We start from the raw sequence: 24,278 nt of genomic DNA on the forward strand, positions 1-24,278 counted from the left end.
AAAGAGCTTGTATACACAGGCTCTTTTATTTTGGAAAAATATGAAGTTATGAAGTAAAATAGAATGAGTGGAATGAAAGGGGATACATAAACATGACATGCAAAGCGAACAATGGGCGTTATAAAGAAATGAGATATAATCGTGTTGGAAGATCAGGTCTACTGCTGCCGGCTATTTCACTAGGATTATGGCATAACTTCGGTGGTGTGGATTCTTTTGAAAATGGAAGAGCCATGCTGCGCAGAGCGTTTGATTTAGGAATTACTCATTTTGATTTAGCCAATAATTACGGCCCTCCTCCTGGAAGTGCTGAGGAGATGTTCGGAAAGATTTTAAAAACTGACTTTGCGCCATATCGCGATGAACTCGTCATTTCTACAAAAGCCGGCTATCATATGTGGGATGGACCATATGGTGAGTGGGGATCTAAGAAATACTTGATTGCAAGTCTTGATCAAAGCTTGAAAAGAATGGGCCTTGATTATGTTGATGTTTTTTATTCGCATCGCCCAGACCCAAATACACCGCTTGAAGAAACAATGGGAGCTCTTGACCAAATTGTCCGTCAAGGAAAAGCTTTATATGTAGGGATTTCCAGTTATGATGCTGAACAAACAGCTGAAGCTGTGAAAATACTAAATGACCTAGGTACTCCACTGTTAATTCATCAACCAAGTTATTCGATGTTCAATCGTTGGATAGAAAATGGACTGCAGGACGTGTTGCAGGAAAACGGGGTAGGTTCCATTGCATTCTGTCCATTAGAACAAGGACTATTAACAAATAAATACATCTCTGGAATCCCGACAGATTCAAGAGCGGCCAAAGCAAATACATTCCTTAATGAAGAACGAGTAACAGAGGATGTCATTAGCAAAGTAAAGCAATTAAATGAAATCGCTCAAAACCGCGATCAAAATCTGGCACAAATGGCCTTAGCTTGGGTCCTGCGCGAAGGCAGAGTCACATCCGCCTTAATCGGAGCTAGCAAAGTAAGTCAAATAGAAGAAAACGTCGCAGCCCTTCATCATTTAGAATTTAGTAAGGAAGAGCTATCACAGATTGAGAGAATACTAAAAGGTTAAAGGAAATACTCGAGAAATCAGCTTAATGGAGCTGATTTCTTTTTAGTTTTTAGTTAATTAAACGTTTGTTTAAGGGCATTATTGCCCTATTTTTTGATTCGGACGTATAGAAATGTCTTTTATTAGGGGATGAAAGACATTTGGGTGGAGAGAGCAGAAAGAAAAGTCTTTCACTAGGTGGATGAAAGACTTTTGGGTGGAGAGGCCAGGTGGAAAAGTCTTTCACTAGGTAGATGAAAGACATTTGGGTGGAGAGGCTAGGTAGAAATGTCTTTCATTAGGTGGATGAAAGACATTTGGGTGGAGAGAGCAGAAAGAAAAGTCTTTCACTAGGTAGATGAAAGACATTTGGGTGGAGAGAGCAGAAAGAAAAGTCTTTCATTTGGTGGATGAAAGACATTTGGGTGGAGAGGCTAGGTGGAAAAGTCTTTCACTAGGTAGATGAAAGACATTTGGGTGGAGAGGCTAGATAGAAAAGTCTTTCATTAGGTGGATGAAAGACATTTGGGTGGAGAGGCTAGGTAGAAATGTCTTTCATTAGGTGGATGAAAGACATTTGGGTGGAGAGGCTAGGTAGAAATGTCTTTCATTAGGTGGATGAAAGACATTTGGGTGGAGAGAGCAGAAAGAAAAGTCTTTCACTAGGTAGATGAAAGACATTTGGGTGGAGAGAGCAGAAAGAAAAGTCTTTCACTAGGTGGATGAAAGACATTTGGGTGGAGAGAGCAGAAAAAAGTCTTTCACTAGGTGGATGAAAGACTTTTGGGTTAGAAGAAACAAGGAGTAAATTCTTCATCTGAGTAAAAATAAGTTCGTACTAGAAAGTTAGACTTCATAAAGTAATTTACAAGAGTTTTCAAAAAACGTATCATTTTTATAAATAGAAAAAATACGGGAGCGGAACAATGAAAGAATTAACCTTCAAATCTTACGATCAATTTTTACAATTCAACGAACATAAAGCAATGGAAAAGGCAATCATGAAAGGACTTCAGGGAGAGGAATTAGAGACATTCAAACATGAATTCCAAGAAAGAGCCAAAGCGATGTGGAAAGAGTACGACTGTGATCATTGGGTACAAAAGCATGGATATGTCATCATAAACGTATGGAAAGACGGCATAGGGAAGAGAAAAATAACAAGAGGCAGACCCAAAAAACTAGACTCAGAAAAATACATACATTCTGTCCACGTAAGGTTAGATGATGAAGCATATCGTAAACTCACAAACCACTGCCAGGCAAATCAAATGGATGTTTCTGAAGCAATTCGGGATCTTATTAAAACACTATAGGTTCAACAAATAGGAGATTTAACAAGTGAAATTGTTTGAATCTTCTTTTTGTTTGTGAAAATATTGTGAATAAATGTAGACAAATTCCATAATTTGAAATATAGCTCTTTTCTCTGTTTATTTTTTGTGATACATTAATTATTGTGGTTGATAATCAATCTCAACAGGTACAAAAGATAGAAAAAGCAAGGTTCTTTTTTTTGATGTTTGATGATAATGATTATCATCTGTATTAGGAAGTTTAATAGAATCAATTATTGAATTTTGAACTTAGTTTGAGTGTCTAGCTCCAGCGCCTAGCCCCTCGAGGTCATAAGTCAATTTGGAATGGAAGGCAAAAGGACGCCTTCCATTCCAAATCGCCTTATTTGCCCAAGGCTGATCAAGGCGCTTGCGCTTTTCTGAATAGATTCAACTTGGAATAATAATTGTTTGCAATTGTTGTGCTGAGAATAAAGACGTGATGAGGGTTTTACATGAGATTATGGATGTTAGGAATTGTAGCTATTGTCCTGTCATTTATCTCGCTATTTATCGGAGCAATTGATATAACACCGCTTGATTTACTAGATTGGGAATCAGATGAAACACAAATTTTCCTTATAAGTCGGGTACCAAGATTAATTGCCATTATATTAGCAGGGGCAGGGATGAGTATTGCCGGCTTAATTATGCAGTCTTTAAGCCGAAATAAGTTTGTTTCACCAACAACTGCCGGGACATTGGATGCAGCAAAACTAGGTATTTTAATTTCAATGTTATTTTTTACAAATGTAACGTATACACAGCAAGTGATCTTTAGTTTTGCCTTTGCTCTGGCAGGAACATTCGTATTTATGCAAATATTGGATCGTATTAAATTTAAGGATGTCATTTTTGTCCCGTTAATTGGGATTATGTATGGAAATATTTTGTCTTCCATTACAACATTCTTAGGATATGAAGCTGATCTATTGCAAAATATCTCTTCATGGCTTATGGGCAGCTTCACGTTAGTGATTGCTGGCCGATATGAGCTTTTATATGTTAGTATTCCAGCTGTCATTCTTGCGTATCTTTATGCAAATAAGTTCACAGTCGCAGGAATGGGAGAAGATTTCGCGAAGAATCTGGGTTTAAGTTATAAGCTGGTGCTTAATACTGGCTTAATCCTTGTTGCGATTATTTCGACAACAGTAGTCCTCACAGTTGGTGTCATTCCGTTCTTAGGGCTGATTGTGCCAAATATTGTTTCTCTTTATTTAGGGGATAACTTACGTAAAACGATTCCACATACAGCTGTGTTAGGGGTTGTTTTCTTATTAATATGTGACATTCTAGGACGTATCATTATTCATCCTTATGAGATTCCAGTTAATGTAACTGTGGCAGTAATAGGCAGTGCGATCTTCTTAACGATGTTACTTAGGGGGAGAGCATATGCGAAATAGAACCAAACTGATAATACTAGCAGTGATTGCAATTGTATGTATTTTGCTTTATGGCTTTTATGATATAAAAGGCGGCTTTGATTATGCCTTTCCAAAACGTATGCTCCGAGTTTCAGCAATGATTGTAACAGGAATTGCAATTGCTTATTCGACCGTTGTGTTCCAAACCATTACGCATAATCGAATATTAACGCCTTCAGTAATGGGACTTGATTCTATGTATCAAGTTGTACAAACATTAATCTACTTTTTTGCAGGTTCGATGTCTGTATGGGTGTTAAATAAATACTTAAACTTTGGTGCTGCGATTTTGGCGATGGTTATCTTTGCCTTAGTTTTATATCGATTTTTGTTTAGAGCAGATAAGCATCCGATTTATTTTCTTCTATTAATAGGGATGATTATAGGTACACTTCTTGGAAGCTTTGTCACATTCCTGCAAGTATTGATTGATCCTGTTGAATATTTAAGTCTTCAAAGCCGTTTGTTTGCGACCTTTACGAACGTAAAAGCGGAGTTGCTGTTTATATCAATTGGCATCCTGTTCTTTGCATTCCTTTATGGTTACTTTATTATGGGGAAACTCGATGTCATGTCACTTGGACGCGAAAATGCGATGAATCTGGGGATTAACTATGACGGTATGGTCATGAAGATCTTAATATTATCGTCTGTATTAATCGCCACATCGACAGCGCTTGTTGGGCCTATTACATTTTTTGGCTTAATCGTTGTCAATCTTTCTTATCAATATTTGTCGACATATAAACACTCGATCCACATATTAGGGGCCAGTTTGATCAGTATCATTGCATTGGTCGGCGGTAATTTCCTTGTGGAACATATTTTTGAGTTGCGCACAACATTAAGTGTCATTATTAACTTCATTGGTGGTATTTACTTTATTTATTTATTACTTAAAGAAAGTAGGGCAGCAGGATGATTGAAATCAAAGGATTAACTAAACAATTTGGTAAAAAACCTGTTGTAGAGGATGTTACTGTCACAATCGAGCCTGGAACCATTACATCGTTTATTGGGCCAAATGGTGCTGGTAAGTCAACACTTCTTTCTATGGTGAGCCGTTTATTAGAGGCTGATACAGGTGAAGTATTACTCGATCAGAATGATGTGAAAAAGTGGAAGTCTTCTGAATTTGCGAAGCGTGTATCGATTTTGAAACAAGCAAACTATCTTAATGTGCGTTTAACAGTACGTGAGCTTGTAGCTTTTGGTAGGTATCCGTATTCAAAGGGGCGTCTAACTGCTGAAGATGAAAAATTTGTTGATCAAGCAATCGAATATATGAATCTAGCTGAGATGCAGGACAAATTTTTAGATGAACTGTCAGGTGGTCAAAAACAGCGTGCATTTATTGCGATGGTTATTGCTCAGGATACAGATTATGTCCTGCTGGATGAGCCTTTAAATAACTTGGATATGAAGCATTCTGTGCAAATTATGAAAATCCTTCGTAAACTAGTAGATGAACTTGGCAAAACCGTTGTCATTGTTTTGCACGACATTAACTTTGCTTCTGTTTATTCAGATCGTATTGTTGCGTTAAAGAATGGCAAGCTGATGAAAAACGGGCCAACCCATGAAATCATTAATTCTGATGCATTACGTGAAATTTATGATATGGATATTCCGATTCAGGAACAGAATGGATGCAGAATATGTGTGTATTTTAACTCACATACGTAAAAGTTTGCCTGGAGAATGAACTTCTCCAGGTTTGATTTCAAGCATGTTAAAAAATTTACAGCATGGTTACAAGAGCTTCAAAAAGATGACAAAAAGCTATTGACATTAAAACTTTAATGGAGCATAATGATAATCGTTATCAATGATAATGATTATCATTAACAATAAATAATATAGAAGAGGGAGAGAAAGACAAATGAAAAAAAGAAATTTATTTATCGCGTTGTTAGCAGCTATGATGTTACTACTTGCTGCTTGTGGATCTAACGAAGAGGCTTCAACAGATGAATCAACTGAAAAGGAAACAACTGCAGTTGAAGGTCAAGCTGAAGAAACACCTGGAGCAGAATCTGAAGGTCCTGCATATCCAATGACTGTATCTCCAACAGTTGCTTCAGTTGAAGGGGAAGAAGCAGCAATTAACTTTGAAGATGTTGAATTTGATAAAATGCCAGAAAAAATTGCTGTATTCGATTACGGTTTCTTAGATACGTTAGATGCTCTAGGTGTTGAAGGAATTGTTGGGGTTGCAAAAGATTCTTCCCTACCAGCTCACCTTGAAAAATACGCTTCTGACGAGTATCAAAGTGTTGGTGGTTTAAAAGAGCCATTGCTTGAAGATATCGCTGAAATGGCTCCGGATGTTATCTTTATCTCTGGACGTCAATCAGCATTCTATGAAGAATTAAAAGAAATCGCTCCTGTTGTATTTGTTGGTACTTCTCAAGATGACTACTGGAACACATTCTTATCTTCAGTGGATCTAGCAGCAAAAATGTTCGGTAAAGAAGCAGAAGCTGAAGAATACACTGCGAAATTTGATTCAGCTTTAGAAGAAATCAATACGTTAGCTGGAAACTATGACACTTCATTAGTAACAATGTACAACGAAGGTAAATTATCCGGTTTCGCGAAAGACTCTCGCTTTGGTTATATTTATGATATTTACGGGTTCAAACCTGTAACAGATAATATCGAATCTTCTTCTCACGGTTCTAATTTCGGTTTCGAAGCAATCTTAGATTTAAACCCACAAGTATTATTCGTTATTGATCGTACAGCAGCTGTTGGTGATGAGTCTAATATCGATACTGACATGGAAAATGACATCATTAAGAAAACAGACGCTTATCAAAACGAAAAAATCGTATACTTAGATGGCCCACTATGGTACCTAAGCGGAGGCGGTTTACAATCTGAACTCGCAAAAATCGAAGAAGTATTAGCTGAACTAAAATAAAAAAATAATAAGTTAAAAAAGACTGCCTTAAAAGTTAGTGAAAACTGAAGGCAGTCTCTTTTTCTTTCTAGCAATTCAAAATATATGTTGTTACTTGATTAGTAATGTTGGTTGCAAGCAACTCTATAAAAACATGATAGTGGAATAGAATGGACTACTTCCCACAAACAAGCCGAACTTTTGTTCCACCATATTATCCCATATGGTATAATATGAAAAAACGCTTGGAGTGGTTTCTATTTTTAAGCTAGAGGAAATATTCAAAGGTAAAAGCTCCTCTTTTTTAGAAAAAGAAGAGCGAAGATTAATAGAATTATATAGCCTTAATTTGATCCATACTCCAAATGAACAATCTTTTGATCGTATTACAGAATTGGCCAGTCGCATTTTCCAGGCGCCAATCTCTCTTATTTCATTACTTACAGAGGATAAACAATGGTTTAAATCATGTGTAGGTCTGACCGGAGAGTTATTAACCGAAAGATCAACAAACCGGGATGAATCAATCTGTCAGCATGTATTACTTGATGGAGAGCCATTAGTCATTGAAGACACACATCTCGATGAGCGATTTAAACATAATCCTTTAGTTATACAACATCAAGTTCGCTTTTACGCAGGAGCGCCGATCATAACAAAAAATCATCATACAATAGGTACTCTTTGTATTATCGATGTGAAGCCGCGCACTTTTACTGAGGATGAATTACTAACATTAGTTGACTTAAGCAAGTGGGTCAACACCGAAATAGAACTCAGGGCAGACTTACTTGAAAGAACGATGAATGAACAATCGATTCGCACTCTATATGAAGTAACAAGCAATAATTTTTTATCTTTTCATGAAAAATTAAAGAGACTGCTCAAAATTGGATGTGAACGCTTTCGTTTGACAGATGGAAATATTTCGAGGATCACCGGGGATGTTTATGAAATTCTCCAAACAATTAGTGAGTCATCTAATTTTAGAAAAATCGGTGATATACTTCCACTTCATCAAACGTGTGCCGGAAAAGTTATCGAGACACTTGAGCCTGTTCATATAAAACAATCTGCTTTAGAAACAGAATCAGCTATGATAAATGAATATGTTGGTGCACCTATATTTGTTAATAACGCATTTTATGGAACATTTTGCTTTTTCTCCACAGATCAAACATTTCGAACAATTACCAACTCTGATCTTGAGTTTTTACAACTAATGACACAGTGGGTTGGCTATGAAATCGAACGATTACTGGTGCATACAGAATTGAGTGAGAGCCAGGAGCGGTTTCAGCAAATCGCAAACAATATTAAGGATGCATTTTGGATATTTGATGTTGAGGAAAACCGGTTGCTGTATATGAGTTCAGCTTGGGAAGGAATTACCGGAAGAACATGTGAGCAATTTATAGAAGACAAAACCTTATGGGATAATATTATGCTTCCTGAAGATCGAGATGAAACGATGGAGCAATTCCAAAACATTGGGGAAAATAAAGAATTTGATTATAGGCTCACACATACGGATGGTACAATTCGCTGGGTTCGGAATCGAATCGTACCTGTCTTCAATAAAGATGGTGACTTATATCGAGTGGTGGGGGTAGCTGCTGATATAACTGATGCCAAGTTAAATCAAGACTTAATAAGGAAATCGGATAAACTCGCCGCTGTTAGCCAGCTGGCTGCTAGTATCGCCCATGAAATAAGAAATCCATTGACAAGTGTTAAGGGCTTTATACAGTTAAAGCATAATGAAAGTTGTTCTTTTAAAGAGCTTATTTTATCTGAGCTCGGGCAAATAGAGGATTTTATCAATGAAATACTGATTTTAGCTAATTCTCATCTTGGTATCCAACTGAATCACCATAATGTGATTGACATCATGTCTGAAGTTTTACATGCCAATAAGGAAGTAAGTCAACTATTTCATATTACATTTGAATATGATCCTAGAGCAAATGTAGAAATCATCTGTGACGAGAATCAATTAAAATTGGTCTTCCAGAATATCATTAGTAATGCAATTGAATCCATGTCAAATGGCGGTACCATTCAGATCGGGATTGGAATGGAAAATGAAGAATATATTTATATTCATGTAAAAGATCAGGGTGTTGGAATAGCGCAGGAAAGGATCGCTAAGCTTGGTGAACCCTATTACTCCAATAAAGAAAAAGGAAGCGGATTGGGCCTAATGATAAGTTATAAAATTATTGAAAATCATAAAGGGAAAATCTTCTTCACTAGTGAACTTGAAAAAGGAACAACAGTGAAAATCATCCTTCCGATTGAACATCAAGCATAAATATTCAACTGAAAGGAGCGAGAAGTCGCTCCTTTTTGGTTACTTCTGTATTTGTAATAATGAAAATACTGGTTTTATTTAAGGCAAAAGAACTACATATTAGTTTTAACTCCAAATGATAACTGATATCATAAAACTATCCTATTATTGTGTTCGCTATAAAATTATTCAGGTGAAATAGATCATCTACTAAATGAATATTTTTTCCTTTTTTGCTAACAGGAAATTACTAGCATTTGTCGAATGTTTTTATTGGCAATGTTTAAGGGAGGATAATAGATGTTACATGCACAAGGCAGACGAATGGAAATGAATCATACAAAATCTGTAACTGAAGTTCCCTATGTGGTTGGAATCGGCGCCTCAGCTGGAGGACTTGAAGCTATCGAACAATTTTTTCAAAATATGAATCCTTTTATTGAAGCAGCTTTCGTTGTTGTCCAACACTTATCATCGAAGTACAAAAGCTATATGCCTGAATTACTTGCGAAATCTACGAGCATGAAAATCATGACAGCTGAAGAAGGCCTTCGGCTTACAGAAAAGACTGTCTTTTTATGTCCACCAAACCATTACATAACGATCAATGAACAGGGATTTATTCATTTGGAAAAATATGATGACAAACAACCTGTTCACTATCCTATCGATATCTTTTTATCTTCACTCGCACATTATGCTGAAACTAAAGCAATCGGTGTTATTTTATCAGGGAAAGGAACAGATGGGACAAAAGGGCTTAACGATATACGGGCAAAAAGTGGACTTTGTCTGATTCAAGATGGAACAGCAAAATTTATGGACATGCCTGAAAGTGCAATGAAGTCAGGGGCAGGGGATTACATATTGGCTCCAAAAGAAATGCCGAAACAAATTTGTGGTTATATCGCAACAAAGCCAATTGATTTTACAGATAATGCGTTAAAACAAGTGTTAATGATGATACATAAAAAAAGTGGAATTGATTTTTCCATGTATAAAAAGAACACGGTGTTAAGAAGAATTGAACGTCGTATGAGTCTGATTGAGGAGGAATTGCCGACTTTAGAGGCTTATAAAAACTATTTATTAGAAAACCCTATGGAAATCCGTTATTTACAAGAAGATTTACTCATTGGGGTCACTCACTTTTTTAGAGATACAGAGGCATTCAACTATTTGCAGCAATCTCTTATTCCTAAAATGATAGATGAGAATATACATAGAGGAAGAAATAAAATAAGAATATGGGTAGCAGGCTGTTCATTAGGTCAGGAAGCGTATTCTCTGGCCATTCTCTTTCATGACGAAATTGAAAAACGAGGATGTGATATGGATCTTCAGATTTTCGCCACAGATATTGACCGTGATTCGGTGAAATTTGCTAGTCAAGGCTGCTATTCAGAGCAAATTGTTTCAATGATTCCAAAACATCTGTTAGTGAAATACTTTGATAAAGATGGAAGTGATTATCAAGTAAAAAGGGAAATCAGGCATAAAATTGTCTTTGCTCCTCATAACATGACAAAGGATTCACCGTTTGTCAATCTAGATATGGTGAGCTGTCGAAATGTCATGATTTACTTTCAAACCGAGCTTCAGCAAAAAGTATTGTCTCTTTTTCATTTTGCATTAAAAGAGAAAGGGTATTTATTTTTAGGACCGAGTGAAACAATCGGCAAGCTATCGACATTATTTACTGCCGTTCATCATAAATGGAAGATTTTCAGCAATGAGGTATCAGATAGCCAGCATGTCTCTCAAGCATTTCTCACGCCTAAAGAATCACCTAATGAACAAAGGAAGGACAGAAGGAATTTGGAGCATCTTCGTGAATTGAATCGATTTCAACACCCGGATGAGTTATATGTTTCATTAATGGATGAAATATTACCTCCGTGTATTGTTGTTAATGAGCATAATGAGGTTTTATTAGTCTCCGGGAACGCAGGAGAGTATTTGAATCTGCCAAAAGGGAAAGTGAACTATAATATTTTTAATATGGTTCCTACGAATCTATCAGTAGCAATTGGAACAGCGATTAAAAAGGCAAGAGAGGAACTTAAAGAAATTAAATATAAAAACCTCCTTATTAATCAAAAGGAGAATAAACAGATAAGGCTTATCGTAAAGCCTTTAGAGAGTGCAGGAAAGGGATATGTATCACTGTTCTTAGAAGCGCATAAGCCGGATTCTTCAACAGAATTTAAGGCGGATTCTATAATATTTGATCATGACTCAGCCTATAACCAAAGAATCTTTGACCTGGAGCAGGAGCTTTTTTATACAAAACAAAGTCTGCAAACAACGATAGAAGAGCTCGAAACATCGAATGAAGAGCTGCAGTCTACAAATGAAGAATTAATCGCCGCAAATGAAGAATTACAAAGCACGAATGAAGAAATGCAGTCTGTAAATGAAGAGTTAATAACCGTAAACACCGAGTATGAAAAGAAAATCAAAGAGTTAACCAACTTAAATAATGATATGGACAACCTCCTCATTAATACGAATATCGCCACGATTTTCTTAAATAAAAACCTCGATATTAAGCTCTATACACCTGAAGCTAAGAAAATCTTTCATCTCATAGAGCGTGATATAGGAAGGCCGATTTATCATATTTCACATCGACTTGATTATGATCTGTTTTTACAGGATATCGAGGAAGTGATATTAACAACAAAATCGATCATTAAGGAATTGCCATCAAAGGATGGAAAGTGGTACAGCGTTAAAATCATGCCATATCGAACAAGCGAAAACTTAATTGATGGTATCGTGATTACGTTTATTGATATCTCAAATATAAAGAAGGTTAATCGCGAGTTACAATTGAGTATGCAAGCAATTGAGCTTGGACCTGCATATACGGCATTTACCGATTTTCAAGGAACAATTGAATATGCAAACAGTAAGTTTGCAGAACAGCTGGGTCTAGATGTGCACCAAATCATTGGCCGCAAAATAAAAGATATTTACTCTAAATACTATCAAGAATGTGAATTCGAACAGTATTGGAAAAAAGTCCGTGCCGGTGAGACATGGACGGGCGAGTTGTCTTATAAAGGGAAAGATGGTAAGGAGAAATGGGAACATTTATCTCTAATACCTGTTGAAAATGAAGAAAATGATGTTGTCCAAATCTTACTTGTTGGTGAGGATATTACAAGCAGAAAAAGTTCAGAACAAATGCTGATTAAATCTGAAATGCTTTCTGGAATTGGTCAGCTGGCAGCAGGAATTGCACATGAAATTCGAAATCCGTTAACTTCTTTACGAGGGTTTCTTCAATTAATGATCCAAACGAATACATATAGTAAGGAATATGCTGAAGTGATGATGACGGAATTTATCAGGCTTGAAGAAATCATCAATGAATTCCTTGTGCTTTCAAGAAAGAAAACAGCTGAATTTAAAGATGTCAATATTAATAAAATTATTCAAGATATATCAAAGATTTGGGAAACACAGGCGATCCTTAATAATGTGACAATTGAAACCTCCATTGACCCAATGAATTTTACTGTTAAAGGAATTGAAAATGAATTAAAGCAGGTGTTTATCAATATTGTAAAAAACGGAATAGAGGCAATGGAAGGACGTACAGGCCAGCTCAAAATTGAAGCAAAGAAACTCGAAGATGATCGAGTACTTCTGCGCTTTGAGGATCAAGGAAAAGGTATACCTAAGGAGCAGCTTGAAAAAATGGGTGAACCATTTTTTACAACCAAAGAAAAAGGAACAGGTTTGGGGTTAATGGTAAGCTTTAAAATTATTGAAAGTCATAATGGTAAGCTTATTTTTACAAGTGAACCCGATAAAGGAACGACAGTTGAAATTACGTTACCTTTATCTCATTAGTCGAAGCGGTCTAGAAGGGGAAGCAGTGTTAGATAAAAATCAATGGAAGAGCGAAGTTCATTTAGTTCATCAATAATCACCTCATAGTGGGCGCTTTTTCCACTCTCAATAATGTCCGGTCGGAGAAGGCTTAATAAATCTTGAATTTTCTCTAATTTTCCTGGAAGTTGCTTCATGTGGTCGGAAGAACTAATTAAATTATAAAGATCTGAATCTGTTAAAAATGGTTGAAACAATGAAATAATTTCTTTTCTTTGATGCTGCTTCATCCTGTCCATGTCAGTTACCATCAATTGCTCCCGAAGCAAATGAACTTGGTGGCTGACTTTTTTTTGAGTCTCTTTAAGAGAGATACAAACAACATATAAATAACCTTCGCGATTTTGGGTTACATATAGTTCAAAAAGCTCCACCTCATTTTCGGCTGTCATGATAGTTGCTTCAAATTTTTGCTTTTCTTTCGTTGAAAAAAAATAATGTACCTTGTTTTTACTATCATCATCTACTATATCGAGGAAGTTTTTCCTTTTAGAAAAAAGTGTTATAGAAATAGATGAACGATCTAGTATGTTAAATTTGGTATCAAGAATAAAAACAGGAACGGGAATATTCTCTAGAGCAAACATATTGTCCTCCATCGTTTAAAAAAGATTATGGTAATGAGTGAGCAGCTTCATATGTAATAATTGAAGTCATCTCTGATAAATCCCGAACGATTTTTGTTCGGTTTGTTAAGAATTTTTCCAGATTATACTTTTCAGATAATCTGCTTCCAATCAAGATAGTACAGTTTTGATCTAATGATTCGAGGGCATGTAAATATTCAGGCAGCAGTTTAAGGTTGTGAGAGAAGGTTACGGATATACAAATCATATCGGGCTCCGATTTATTTGCATAATAGATAGCGTGCTGAAGAGGTAAATTTGGGCATAAATACCGCACATCCCAACCATGTTCTCTAAATAGAGAGGCAGCCATTTTAGCTCCGAGATATTGTTCTTCACCTTCAACGCAAAAGACCATCGCTTGTTTCTTTCTCTCACTTTGCTGTTTGTCCTGTTCTAAACGGAATTGAAGCTTTGTTAAAACATAGTCAGCTGTACCTGTTGCCAGATGTTCATCAGCAACACTAATTTCATCTATTTCCCATAAGTATCCGATGTAATACATAGCATCTCTTATGACATGTTCATAGATATTGAGAGTAGTAAAACCTTCAAATAGCAGATCTTCCACTAATTTGTAAGAGTTCATTGTATCGCCAAGTAATAACAGTTGAGCAAGCTTTCTGGATAGATCATTCATAAAAGCTATTCCCCTTCTTGTTTCATCTCCATTCTATTATACTTATCTATGAAAATAACTGCATCTATTAATAGGGCGAAGCTATCTCACTTTTCTATTCCCTGAAAATCTCTTAATTAAACGTTTGTTTACCTATATTTTGAGTATTTTTACAAAAAATTAACAAAAAACAGGTATGAATCTAGCAACTTATTCCATAAAGAAAATTTCTACTGTGCTATAATATGTGTATGAAATTAACAGAAAGCGTGGATGGTTCATGAAGAAGCTTTCCTATTTATTCATTATTGTAGGACTTTGTATTGTAGGCTATGCTGTTTGGGAAATTGTTGATTCAAAAATGCAGACATCCAATTCCTTAGCAGAAGCCCAAGCCATTGTTACATCGCCGCCGGATAAGGAAGTTTTTAAGGAAGAGGATGGTACATTTAAACCGCCAATTGGTGAAGCTGTGGGTATTTTACATATACCAAGATTAGAGGCAGATCTCCCAATAGTGGAAGGAACCGATCCGGATGATCTTGAAAAAGGTGTTGGTCACTATAAAGGCAGCTATTACCCTGACGAAAATGGGCAAATCGTCTTATCCGGTCATAGAGACACGGTGTTTCGTAAGGCAGGGGAGCTGGAACTTGGTGATTCGTTAGAAATTAAACTGCCTTATGGAGATTTTGAATATGAAATTATTGATACGAAGATCGTAGAAGCTGACGATCGCAGTATTATTACCCTCCAAAATGAGAAGGAAGAGCTTATATTAACAACATGCTATCCTTTTAGCTATGTGGGAAATGCACCACAAAGGTATATTATTTATGCGAAAAAGAAAGATGTTTAACTATAACAAACAATCCAGCTCTTTTAAAAGCTGGATTGTTTGCTTTGTATAATCGAGAGGATATCCGTCGGTATGCTGGCCTCGACTTCAATTTTTTCATGTGTTAGAGGGTGTGAAAGAGTAATCTTCTTTGCGTGTAATGCCTGTCTTTTGATAAGGTCCTTGCTTCCGCCGTATAACGTATCACCGATAATAGGGTGGTTCATGGAACTTAAGTGAACACGAATTTGGTGTGTTCGTCCTGTTTCTAATTGTACTGACAAAAGCGACAGATTTGTTTTTGGATTAAATGTTTCAACCTTATAATGAGTAATGGCTTTTTGACCATTTGGCGAAACTCTTCTTCGTGTTGCATGATGTCGATCCCGTCCGATCGGCTTATCAATTGTTCCATTTGTTTTGGGAAGTTTACCTTTTACAATCGCAAGGTATGTTCTTTTAATTTGTTTTACTTGTAAATCCTGATCTAAAATGGTTTGAGCCAGATCGTGCTTTGCAAATATGATGGCACCGGAAGTATCACGATCAAGGCGATGAATATGTCGTACACGAATTTGCCACCCGTTGAGCTGGTAATAAAAAGCAATCGCATTTGCCAGTGATCCTTTTTGGTTTGGTTCGTTCGGATGTGTATCCATTCCTGCCGGTTTATTGACGATGATTAAATGATCATCTTCGTACAGGATGTCTATTGAGACATTTTCAGGTAATACTCCATATTCTTCTTTTTTAAATAATTGAAGATATAGCCGATCATTTTGTTCCAGTTTATGGTTAACATCTGCTTTGTTTTGATTTTTTTTGATAGCTGCTGATTGATTCCATCTTTGGATAAGTGCTTTAGAGGCGCCGAGTTTGTTGGATAATATGGAAAAAACAGTGGCATTCGCCCAATCCTTTGGAATCGTAATCTCAAGCCATTCACCTACACGTTTCAATGGGATATCATTCCTTGCTTTATTAATATTTTGTCATACTGTATTCCAAACATTATAGTTTTTAAAAGTAATAGTGGAATGTAGCGGAAGACACTTGACTCCAGCGGGATGCAGTGGAAAGCAAGTACCTGGAGCGAAAAGGAACGAACAAATGATAAACAGCCATATTAAAACAGTATACAAAACATCGAATGGATGTACAATCTAGTTCCGGTAACACTTTCCTCTGCAATCTTGAAATGTCCTGTGTTATGCTTAATGCAGTGAAACAGATGAAAGAGAAAGGTGATAAAATGAAGGTTGTTGTGGCATCGACAAACGAACAGGAACATCATATTTCCGAGTTAGTTGATCAATTGTACACAGAGATATTTCCGAAATTTTTCCCGGATGAAAAAATTGTAGAATTAAAGAAACTTAACGTGCTTCAGCCACAGGCTTCTGACCAAATCTATAATGCAACACTGAAGGATGCTTTTCAAATAATCTCTAGTCTCCAAGCTTTAATAGCTGTACTCGATTTACTACATGAGAACAATCAAGAAAATGAGTATAAAGAAATGTTTGAGCGTAATACCCAAAATTTAAATGATTACGGTTATTTCTTTCCTCTAACATTTTCGGAGTTTAAAGAAGCTGATTGTCAAAAAGGGCAATTTAGTCAGTTTATCAGACCGGCTAATCAATATATGATCTAACTAAAAACGGACAGTTCATGTTGAACTGTCCTCTTTGTTTATTCAGCTGTCCATTCATTCAATAAAGTACGGAGAGCCTCTTCATCAGTATTGCCGCCTTCTGCACGTGCAACTTCTTTTCCGTCTTGGAAATGAACAAGGGTAGGTGTACCTGTAATTCCATATTGGTTCCATGCATCTTCATATTCCAATAAATTGAATTGATCAATTTCGACACCTAGATCATCAGCAACAGGCATTAATACAGGTGTTGTTGCTTTACAATGAGAACATTCCGGGCTGAAAAAATAAACAATTGCATCTTCTTTGTTATCAAGCTTTGATTCGAGTTCATCAGGAAGAATGATGTTTTGGTAATTAGGATCGTCAAGCTGATCGATTGTAGCTGGTTTAAGATCACTTTTACCATATACATTTCCTTCAGCTTGCTGTTTATTTTGGTAAGATGTTACAAAGGCTAGTCCACCAAATAGGATAAGAATAATGGCTCCAAAAATGAGTATTTTTTTCATCTTACTTACCTGCTTTCTTTAAAATTAAAAGACTTGTGATAAAAACAATTGAAAATCCGGCTAACGCTAAAAATGGAATCGTAATAAATCCTAACCAATTTATGTATTCCCCTGTACATGGCACAATTCCACAGGAGACGGAATTTTCTCCTAAGAAATTAATCTTTTGCACACCATAATGATAAATTGAAATACATCCACCAATGGCAGATAGAACTAGTGTATAAAAGGCGATTTTATAGTCCTTTTTAAAGACACCAATTCCCAGGATGATGACAAGAGGATACATAAAGATCCGTTGATACCAGCAGAGGTCACAAGGTGTATATTGAAGAATTTCCGAAAAATAAAGGCTTCCTAATGTGGAGAAAAATGCCGCAACCCAACCGATTGAAAGTAAATTCTCCAGTTTCTTTTCATTTGAACTTGACATAACATCCCTCATTTATCTTTGTAGATACTTCTAAATTATAATCGCAAGCGTTTTTACTTGTAAAAGAATACATATTAAAATTCATATGTTTTTGAACATTTTTTGAAAATTGGAAATTATTGATGGGCTTGAAAACAACCATCCCAAATTAATTATATTTATTTTTTGTAATGACAACGTTCATCTATCCCCAAAAAATTTTTCTAATTATAAAGAGACGTTTCCTTTCTCATACTATATTTGAAAGGGGAGGATGATTTTGAATACGATTCAAGAATGCATGACAACAAGTGTAGCAACTGTTTCTTCTTCACAATCGATTAAAGAAGCAGCAGAGTTGATGAGCCAAAATAATGTTGGGTCTATTCCAGTTGTTGATAATGGTCAATTAAGAGGTATTATTACGGACCGTGATATCACACTTCGTTCAACTGCAGAAGGACTTGATAGCAACATCCCTGTCTCACAAGTGATGACCACAAACCTTGTTTCAGGACATACGAATATGTCAGCTGCTGAAGCTGCAAAAGTAATGGCACAGCACCAAATTCGTCGTCTGCCGATTGTTGAAAACAACCAATTGGTAGGAATTGTGGCACTAGGGGACTTAGCTGTAAACCAAATGTCTGACGAAGCAGCAGGACATGCGTTAACGAATATTTCAGAACAAACGAAAACACACTAATTTTTCTTAGAGGTTTGACAAAAGTGTCAAACCTCTTTTCTTATATACATAAATTTGAAATATAAACGAAGTTCCTTTATATATTATACATATAAGGACACTTTTTTAGGGGAGTTGTATGATACATGATAAAAGCGGTTATTTTTGATTTTGACGGATTAATCCTTGATACAGAAACACATGAATATGAGGTTTTATGTGAAATATTTCGTGAGCATGAATGTGAATTGCCACTAGAAGTTTGGGGGAAATTGATTGGAACAAAGTCAGATTTTAATCCCTATACATACTTGGAGGAACAGGTTAAAAGGAAAATAGATCATGCTGAATTAAAGTTAGTTGAGAAGGATCGTTTTAACAAAAGAATACAGGAAGAGAAGGCAAGACCTGGAGTGATTGAATATTTAGATGCTGCAAAAGAACTTGGTTTAAAAGTAGGGTTAGCCTCAAGTTCCAATTATGAATGGGTTTCCTCTCATTTAAGTAGACTAAACTTATTAGATCGTTTTGAATGTATTCGAACTTCCGATTATGTGGAACATGTGAAACCGGATCCTGCCTTATATTTGGAGGCTGCTACATGCTTAGGTGTGAAGCCTGAGGAATGTATTGCTTTTGAAGATTCAGCAAATGGTGCCCTAGCTGCGAAAAGAGCAGGGATGAAATGTGTTACTGTACCTAATACAGTGACGAAGGGTCTTGAGTTTTGTGAAGTCGATCATCGCGTCGAATCAATGGCACAAATGGAGCTTAAGGAATTACTGATGTTTCTGGATAAGGGATAAAGGGTATATAAACGTATTAATTATTGTTCAAAGGAGAACCACTATGTCTGAGAAACTTGATTTAACGAAATTTGAGAAAAAGATGATCATACGGAATATCCTGGAAACTGATATTGATGCGATTATTGAACTTCAAGCAAAATGTTTTCCGGGGATGGAACCATGGAAAAGAGAACACTTGGAAAGTCATCTTGATCATTTTCCGGAAGGTCAATTTTGTGCTGAGTTTGAAGGGATTATCATTGGCTCATGCTCAAGCCTTTTAGTGAATTTCGATGAATATGATGATCGTCATACATGGGATGATATTACCGATAATGGATATATTACGAATCATGATCCTGATGGATATAATATGTATGGAATCGAAGTCATGGTTCACCCTGATTATCGCCGAATGAAAATTGGTCACCGCCTGTATGAAGCAAGAAAGGACTTAGCCAGAAGGCTAAATTTAAAAAGTATTATTATCGGAGGAAGAATCCCGAATTATTATAAATATGCTGATGAACTGACGGCAAGAGAATATGTGCAACAGGTTACATTACATAAAATTTATGACCCTGTTTTATCGTTTCAGCTTTTAAATGAATTTACCCTTATGAGGATTAATCCAAACTATTTATCTGATGATGTAGCTTCAAATAAATACGCTACATTGATGGAATGGAATAATGTTGATTATCAGCCGAACACGAAACGGTTTTACAAAACATCCAATCCTGTTCGCATTTGTGTTGTTCAGTATATGATGAAGCAAATTCGTTCTTTTGAAGAATTTGCAAAGCAAGTAGAATATTATACAAATGTAGCTTCCGACGCAGGCTCAGACTTTGCCGTTTTCCCTGAAATTTTTACAACACAGCTCATGTCATTTTTAGATGAAAAAGTTCCAAGCTTGGCTATTCAACGTTTAACTGAATTTACAGAAGAATATATTGAACTATTTACTGAATTGGCAGTCAAGTATAATGTGAACATAATTGGTGGCTCACATGTTGTAGAGGAAGAAGGGCGAATTTATAATATTGCATACCTTTTTAGACGTGACGGAACAATTGAGAAGCAATATAAGCTCCACATAACACCGAATGAAAGAAAATGGTGGGGGATCAGCCGCGGTGACCAAGTGAAGGTGTTTAATACAGACTGTGGAAAAATCGCCATCCAAATTTGTTATGATATTGAATTCCCTGAGCTGGCGCGAATTGCTACAGACAAAGGAGCAAAAATTATCTTTACTCCGTTCTGTACAGAAGACCGTCAAGGATATTTACGTGTGCGCTACTGTGCCCAGGCACGTGCTGTGGAAAATCAAATTTACACAGTTATCGCTGGAACTGTCGGAAACCTTCCGCAAACGAAAAATATGGACATTCAATATGCACAATCCGCCATCTTTGCACCATCAGATTTTGAATTTGCGAGAGACGGAGTCGTAGGAGAATGTGATCCAAATATCGAAATGGTCATCATCGGTGACGTCGACCTCGAAATCTTAAGACGCCAACGCCAATCAGGTACTGTCAATCAATTGAAAGACCGCAGGAAAGATATTTATTCAATACAATATAAAAAATAGTGTGTAAAGCCAACTCAAAGATTATGATGATGAGTTGGCTTTTTTAGGGATGTATTTTTAAATGTAAAACTTAAGATCAGGTTCGTGTCATTGTGCTTTATAAGCAGTCTTATAACATTCTTTGCACTTTGGTAAAAAGAAAATTATTAGTGTTATTATTTTTTTTTTTTCAAAGTTCTATAAAAAAACTAATTTGGTTGATTGAAGCGGAAGGTGCGAGACTCCTGTGGGAGATGTGGGATAGGTGAGACCCCGCAGACGCAAAGCGGTGAGGAGGCTCACCGCCCACCCCACGGAAAGCGAGCATCCTGGAGCTTCAATCAACCTTCTATACACTTGTTACATAGCAACTAGGTAAAAGAAAAAAAGAGGACCTCAAAAATTTTGTCGAAAAACAAATATAGTAATAAAGCAAATCCACCAGCTATATACAGATTACTTTATTCGGATAATTGTTCTAAAATAACGTCTCACTAGTATCCTAAGCAAATGCGCGGAATTTGTAGAAATTCAATTATGTGGAAAGTTCTATAATATGCTAAAATTAAGATGAAATTTTAGTAAAACTCCTAGGAGGTAAAAATGAGCTGGGAACAAAGCTATCAACGTTGGAATCAAAAACAAGATTTAGATCAAGAACTCCGAACTCTATTAACGAACTTAGAAGGAAATGAAAAGGCTTTAGAAGATTGCTTCTATAAAGAACTAGAGTTTGGAACAGGCGGGATGCGTGGTGAAATCGGGCCAGGTACCAACCGTATGAATATATATACAATTCGTAAAGCTTCTGAAGGTTTAGCAACATACATAAATTCCTTTGGTGATGAAGCCAAAAAACGCGGAGTCGCGATTGCGTATGATTCCCGTCATAAATCACCTGAATTTGCGATGGAAGCAGCAAAAACATTAGCTTCACATGGCATTCAAACATATGTATTTGAAGAATTACGTCCAACTCCTGAATTATCATTTGCTGTAAGACACTTACATGCATTCTCAGGAATAGTGATAACAGCCAGTCATAATCCACCTGAATATAATGGATATAAAGTGTACGGCGAAGATGGCGGACAATTACCCCCAGCTGCAGCAGACACAGTGATCACTTATGTGAATCAGGTTGAAGATGAGCTGGAAATTGAAGTGAAAGACGAGAGTGAATTAAAATCTCAAGGTTTAATCAACATGATCGGTGAAGAAATTGACCAAGCTTATACAGAAAAGCTAACAACTATTTCAGTGAATCCATCATTATCACAAGAAGTCGATTTGAAGGTTGTATTCACGCCGTTACACGGTACTGCAAATAAACCGGTTCGTCGTGGTTTAGAAGCATTAGGTTATAAAAATGTAACAGTTGTAAAAGAACAAGAGCTGCCAGATCCAAACTTCTCAACTGTTAAATCTCCAAACCCTGAGGAACATGATGCATTCACTTTAGCCATTCGTGATGGGAAAGAGAACGATGCGGATGTCCTAATTGGAACAGACCCAGATGCAGACAGACTTGGAGTGGCTGTTAAAAACAACGATGGAGAATACGTTGTCCTAACTGGAAACCAAACAGGTGCATTACTTCTTAATTACCTATTATCTGAGAAAAAGGAAAAAGGAATACTCCCTGAAAATGGAGTCGTTCTAAAAACAATCGTTACATCAGAAATTGGCAGAGAGATCGCAAAATCATACGGTCTTGATACAATTGATACATTAACAGGCTTCAAATTTATTGGTGAAAAAATCAATGAATATGAACGCACAGGACAATATCAATTCCAGTTTGGGTATGAAGAAAGCTATGGCTACCTCATTGGTGATTTTGCTCGTGATAAAGATGCTGTGCAAGCAGCGTTATTATCAGTTGAAGTAGCAGCTTATTATAAAAAGAAAGGTCTTACTTTGTACCAAGGCTTACTTGAAATCTTTAAAGAGTACGGCTACTACAAAGAAGGACTTCAGTCTCTTACGTTAAAAGGTAAAGAAGGGGCCGAGCAAATTCAAAGCATTCTGCAGTCATTTAGATCAAATCCTCCTACTGATGTTGCAGGCAAGAAAATTGTAGCAATTGAAGATTATAAAAGCAGTGAACGCCAAGATGTTGCGGCAGGTACAAAGGCGAAGATCGATCTACCTGGTTCAAACGTGTTGAAATATATCTTAGAGGATAATTCATGGTTCTGTGTAAGACCATCCGGAACTGAACCAAAAGCTAAGTTCTATTTTGGAGTGAAAAGTGACACACTTGAACAAAGTGAACAAGACTTATCAACTCTGGAAGCAGGCGTCATGGAAATCGTAAATGAATTAATCGCAGCATTATCGAAGTAATAACAAAAAGCGGACAAACTCAAACTTGTCCGCTTTTTGCGTACCTAAATACTCCAAAAGTCGTATAGAAATTAAGTCAGAAAGAGAAGGTCGTTAAAAGAGAGTTGTTGATATAATAAAGATAAGAAGACTAGGGAGAAAAGCAAATGACTGGAACTGATAAACGGATACAAGACTTAAATACGCTCAAAATCATTGCTGAAAAGTTAAATGAAGCGACGGATATTAAAGATATGTTAAATGACGTGTTAAAGGAACTCCTGCATGTAACAGATCTTTCAACAGGGTGGATTTTTTTAATCGATGAAAAAGGTCATTATAAGTTAGCGGCTGATCATGATTTGCCAACAGGGTTAACATGGAAACAAAAGAAGCCAATGTGTGAAGGCGGCTGTTGGTGTGTGGATAGATATCAGGCTGGACGATTAAAAAAGGCGATTAACATTATTTCATGTAAGCGAATTGAAGAGGCGATTGAACATAATTGGGGTGAGACGAACGGAATTACCCATCATGCAACAGTTCCTCTGAGAGCTGGAAAGGAAAACTTCGGACTGCTTAATGTTGCGTCACCACATAAGAAGCATTTTTCAGAAGAGGAACTTGCCTTATTAGAGTCTGTTGCTTTTCAAATTGGAACAGCTATAAAACGAATACAATTAGTCGAGAAGGAAAGAGCTCATGCATTGGTTAAAGAAAGAAACAGACTTGCACAGGATTTGCATGATTCGGTTAATCAGCTGTTGTTTTCCATTATGTTAACAGCCAGAGGGACGAAGGAAATGGCAGATCAGGCAGATGTGAAAGAGATGTTGACATATATGCAAGAGCTTTCCCAGGAAGCATTGAATGAGATGAAGGGACTGATATGGCAGCTTCGACCACAAGGGCTGGAAGATGGTATTGCAACAGCACTTATTCATTATGGAAATGTACTCGGATTAAACATATCTTGTGATATAGAAGGTGTTTGTACATTGCCTCAATATATTGAAGAAGAGCTATGGCGTATTGGTCAGGAGGCGTTAAATAATTGCAAAAAGCATGCTGAAACAACTGTGGTGAATGTCGCTCTTTCTAAAAAAGATGTGTATGTAAAAATGATGATAGAGGATCATGGAAGAGGCTTTCATTATGATGAAAGTGTTGCTATTCCTTCATTAGGGCTAAAAGGAATGAAAGAAAGAGTTGAACGGTTGAACGGGAATTTTAAGTTAGTAAGCCTGCCAGGTAAAGGGACAAAGATAGAAGTTGAGATTCCATTAAGTAAAGGGGGATAAA

Annotated in this window: 20 protein-coding genes; 15 read left to right on the top strand and 5 right to left on the bottom strand. The window is 36.5% G+C overall.

What is annotated here, in order from left to right; all coding sequences use genetic code 11:
* The first annotated feature begins 92 nt into the window (after positions 1-92).
* The 8 genes from mgrA to LC095_RS19250 all read left to right on the top strand — a co-directional run bounded on the left by mgrA (position 93) and on the right by LC095_RS19250 (position 12,893).
* Positions 93-1,085, top strand: a complete 993-nt coding sequence (mgrA, locus tag LC095_RS19215; RefSeq protein WP_226529696.1) for an L-glyceraldehyde 3-phosphate reductase — start codon at positions 93-95, stop codon at positions 1,083-1,085.
* Positions 1,086-1,990: 905 nt separating this feature from the next.
* Entirely contained in the window at positions 1,991-2,380 is a 390-nt protein-coding gene (locus tag LC095_RS19220; protein ID WP_226529697.1) for a ribbon-helix-helix protein, CopG family, read from the top strand.
* Between the two features lie 476 nt (positions 2,381-2,856).
* A complete protein-coding gene (locus LC095_RS19225; protein ID WP_078435472.1) occupies positions 2,857-3,810 on the top strand; it encodes an ABC transporter permease in 954 nt (317 codons plus the stop codon).
* Positions 3,800-4,753 (top strand): iron chelate uptake ABC transporter family permease subunit, encoded by a 954-nt coding sequence (locus LC095_RS19230; RefSeq protein ID WP_226529698.1) that lies wholly within the window; start codon positions 3,800-3,802, stop codon positions 4,751-4,753. Before LC095_RS19225 ends, LC095_RS19230 begins: the two co-directional genes overlap by 11 nt.
* Positions 4,750-5,517 carry an ABC transporter ATP-binding protein gene (locus tag LC095_RS19235; protein ID WP_226529699.1) on the top strand — a complete coding sequence of 256 codons (768 nt, stop codon included), beginning with the start codon at positions 4,750-4,752 and terminating at the stop codon, positions 5,515-5,517. Before LC095_RS19230 ends, LC095_RS19235 begins: the two co-directional genes overlap by 4 nt.
* Positions 5,518-5,713: 196 nt before the next feature.
* Complete coding sequence (locus LC095_RS19240; RefSeq protein ID WP_226529700.1) at positions 5,714-6,757, top strand: siderophore ABC transporter substrate-binding protein; 1,044 nt, start codon at positions 5,714-5,716, stop codon at positions 6,755-6,757.
* Positions 6,758-7,085: 328 nt separating this feature from the next.
* On the top strand, positions 7,086-9,050 hold the full coding sequence (locus LC095_RS19245; RefSeq protein WP_226529701.1) for a GAF domain-containing protein: 1,965 nt from the start codon (positions 7,086-7,088) through the stop codon (positions 9,048-9,050).
* A gap of 279 nt (positions 9,051-9,329) precedes the next feature.
* Complete coding sequence (locus LC095_RS19250) at positions 9,330-12,893, top strand: CheR family methyltransferase (RefSeq protein ID WP_226529702.1); 3,564 nt, start codon at positions 9,330-9,332, stop codon at positions 12,891-12,893.
* Here the strand turns inward: LC095_RS19250 and LC095_RS19255 are convergent.
* A complete protein-coding gene (locus LC095_RS19255; protein ID WP_226529703.1) occupies positions 12,890-13,519 on the bottom strand; it encodes a hypothetical protein in 630 nt (209 codons plus the stop codon). The genes LC095_RS19250 and LC095_RS19255 overlap by 4 nt on opposite strands.
* A gap of 25 nt (positions 13,520-13,544) precedes the next feature.
* Positions 13,545-14,198, bottom strand: a complete 654-nt coding sequence (locus LC095_RS19260) for a B12-binding domain-containing protein (protein WP_226529704.1) — start codon at positions 14,196-14,198, stop codon at positions 13,545-13,547.
* Between the two features lie 259 nt (positions 14,199-14,457).
* On the opposite strand from LC095_RS19260, the gene LC095_RS19265 reads away from it, so the two are divergent.
* On the top strand, positions 14,458-15,036 hold the full coding sequence (locus LC095_RS19265) for a class D sortase (RefSeq protein ID WP_226529705.1): 579 nt from the start codon (positions 14,458-14,460) through the stop codon (positions 15,034-15,036).
* 23 nt (positions 15,037-15,059) lie between these two features.
* On the opposite strand, the gene LC095_RS19270 is transcribed toward LC095_RS19265, so the two are convergent.
* Positions 15,060-15,974, bottom strand: a complete 915-nt coding sequence (locus tag LC095_RS19270) for an RluA family pseudouridine synthase (RefSeq protein ID WP_226529706.1) — start codon at positions 15,972-15,974, stop codon at positions 15,060-15,062.
* Between the two features lie 272 nt (positions 15,975-16,246).
* Between LC095_RS19270 and LC095_RS19275 the strand changes: the two genes are divergently transcribed.
* Positions 16,247-16,672, top strand: coding sequence for a DUF5365 family protein (locus tag LC095_RS19275; protein ID WP_226529707.1), 426 nt, complete (start codon positions 16,247-16,249; stop codon positions 16,670-16,672).
* 38 nt (positions 16,673-16,710) lie between these two features.
* On the opposite strand, the gene LC095_RS19280 is transcribed toward LC095_RS19275, so the two are convergent.
* Positions 16,711-17,184, bottom strand: a complete 474-nt coding sequence (locus LC095_RS19280; RefSeq protein WP_226529708.1) for a thioredoxin family protein — start codon at positions 17,182-17,184, stop codon at positions 16,711-16,713.
* 1 nt (position 17,185) lies between these two features.
* Positions 17,186-17,617 carry a disulfide oxidoreductase gene (locus LC095_RS19285; protein WP_226529709.1) on the bottom strand — a complete coding sequence of 144 codons (432 nt, stop codon included), beginning with the start codon at positions 17,615-17,617 and terminating at the stop codon, positions 17,186-17,188.
* Positions 17,618-17,870: 253 nt separating this feature from the next.
* Between LC095_RS19285 and LC095_RS19290 the strand changes: the two genes are divergently transcribed.
* From LC095_RS19290 to LC095_RS19310, 5 genes are all read left to right on the top strand, one after another.
* A complete protein-coding gene (locus LC095_RS19290) occupies positions 17,871-18,302 on the top strand; it encodes a CBS domain-containing protein (RefSeq protein WP_413467521.1) in 432 nt (143 codons plus the stop codon).
* Between the two features lie 125 nt (positions 18,303-18,427).
* Positions 18,428-19,087: an HAD family hydrolase gene (locus LC095_RS19295; protein ID WP_226529711.1), complete on the top strand. Its 660-nt coding sequence runs from the start codon at positions 18,428-18,430 to the stop codon at positions 19,085-19,087.
* Between the two features lie 43 nt (positions 19,088-19,130).
* Positions 19,131-20,669 (top strand): bifunctional GNAT family N-acetyltransferase/carbon-nitrogen hydrolase family protein, encoded by a 1,539-nt coding sequence (locus tag LC095_RS19300; protein ID WP_026561151.1) that lies wholly within the window; start codon positions 19,131-19,133, stop codon positions 20,667-20,669.
* 582 nt (positions 20,670-21,251) lie between these two features.
* Complete coding sequence (locus LC095_RS19305) at positions 21,252-22,997, top strand: phospho-sugar mutase (protein ID WP_226529712.1); 1,746 nt, start codon at positions 21,252-21,254, stop codon at positions 22,995-22,997.
* Between the two features lie 146 nt (positions 22,998-23,143).
* The gene (locus tag LC095_RS19310; protein ID WP_226529713.1) at positions 23,144-24,277 is read left to right on the top strand and encodes a GAF domain-containing sensor histidine kinase; all 1,134 of its coding nucleotides are present in this window, start codon (positions 23,144-23,146) and stop codon (positions 24,275-24,277) included.
* Position 24,278 lies beyond the last annotated feature (1 nt).

It is taken from the genome of Metabacillus niabensis, from assembly GCF_020524345.1.
GTDB lineage: Bacteria > Bacillota > Bacilli > Bacillales > Bacillaceae > Metabacillus > Metabacillus niabensis_B.

Coding starts and splice junctions, on each gene's coding strand:
- LC095_RS19255 (WP_226529703.1), bottom strand. CDS start 13,519: ATGTTTGCTCTAGAGAATATTCCCGTTCCTGTTTTTATTCTTGATACC.
- LC095_RS19225 (WP_078435472.1), top strand. CDS start 2,857: ATGAGATTATGGATGTTAGGAATTGTAGCTATTGTCCTGTCATTTATC.
- LC095_RS19275 (WP_226529707.1), top strand. CDS start 16,247: ATGAAAGAGAAAGGTGATAAAATGAAGGTTGTTGTGGCATCGACAAAC.
- LC095_RS19220 (WP_226529697.1), top strand. CDS start 1,991: ATGAAAGAATTAACCTTCAAATCTTACGATCAATTTTTACAATTCAAC.
- LC095_RS19235 (WP_226529699.1), top strand. CDS start 4,750: ATGATTGAAATCAAAGGATTAACTAAACAATTTGGTAAAAAACCTGTT.
- mgrA (WP_226529696.1), top strand. CDS start 93: ATGACATGCAAAGCGAACAATGGGCGTTATAAAGAAATGAGATATAAT.
- LC095_RS19240 (WP_226529700.1), top strand. CDS start 5,714: ATGAAAAAAAGAAATTTATTTATCGCGTTGTTAGCAGCTATGATGTTA.
- LC095_RS19250 (WP_226529702.1), top strand. CDS start 9,330: ATGTTACATGCACAAGGCAGACGAATGGAAATGAATCATACAAAATCT.
- LC095_RS19305 (WP_226529712.1), top strand. CDS start 21,252: ATGAGCTGGGAACAAAGCTATCAACGTTGGAATCAAAAACAAGATTTA.
- LC095_RS19260 (WP_226529704.1), bottom strand. CDS start 14,198: ATGAATGATCTATCCAGAAAGCTTGCTCAACTGTTATTACTTGGCGAT.
- LC095_RS19230 (WP_226529698.1), top strand. CDS start 3,800: ATGCGAAATAGAACCAAACTGATAATACTAGCAGTGATTGCAATTGTA.
- LC095_RS19300 (WP_026561151.1), top strand. CDS start 19,131: ATGTCTGAGAAACTTGATTTAACGAAATTTGAGAAAAAGATGATCATA.
- LC095_RS19290 (WP_413467521.1), top strand. CDS start 17,871: ATGATTTTGAATACGATTCAAGAATGCATGACAACAAGTGTAGCAACT.
- LC095_RS19295 (WP_226529711.1), top strand. CDS start 18,428: ATGATAAAAGCGGTTATTTTTGATTTTGACGGATTAATCCTTGATACA.
- LC095_RS19310 (WP_226529713.1), top strand. CDS start 23,144: ATGACTGGAACTGATAAACGGATACAAGACTTAAATACGCTCAAAATC.
- LC095_RS19280 (WP_226529708.1), bottom strand. CDS start 17,184: ATGAAAAAAATACTCATTTTTGGAGCCATTATTCTTATCCTATTTGGT.
- LC095_RS19285 (WP_226529709.1), bottom strand. CDS start 17,617: ATGTCAAGTTCAAATGAAAAGAAACTGGAGAATTTACTTTCAATCGGT.
- LC095_RS19265 (WP_226529705.1), top strand. CDS start 14,458: ATGAAGAAGCTTTCCTATTTATTCATTATTGTAGGACTTTGTATTGTA.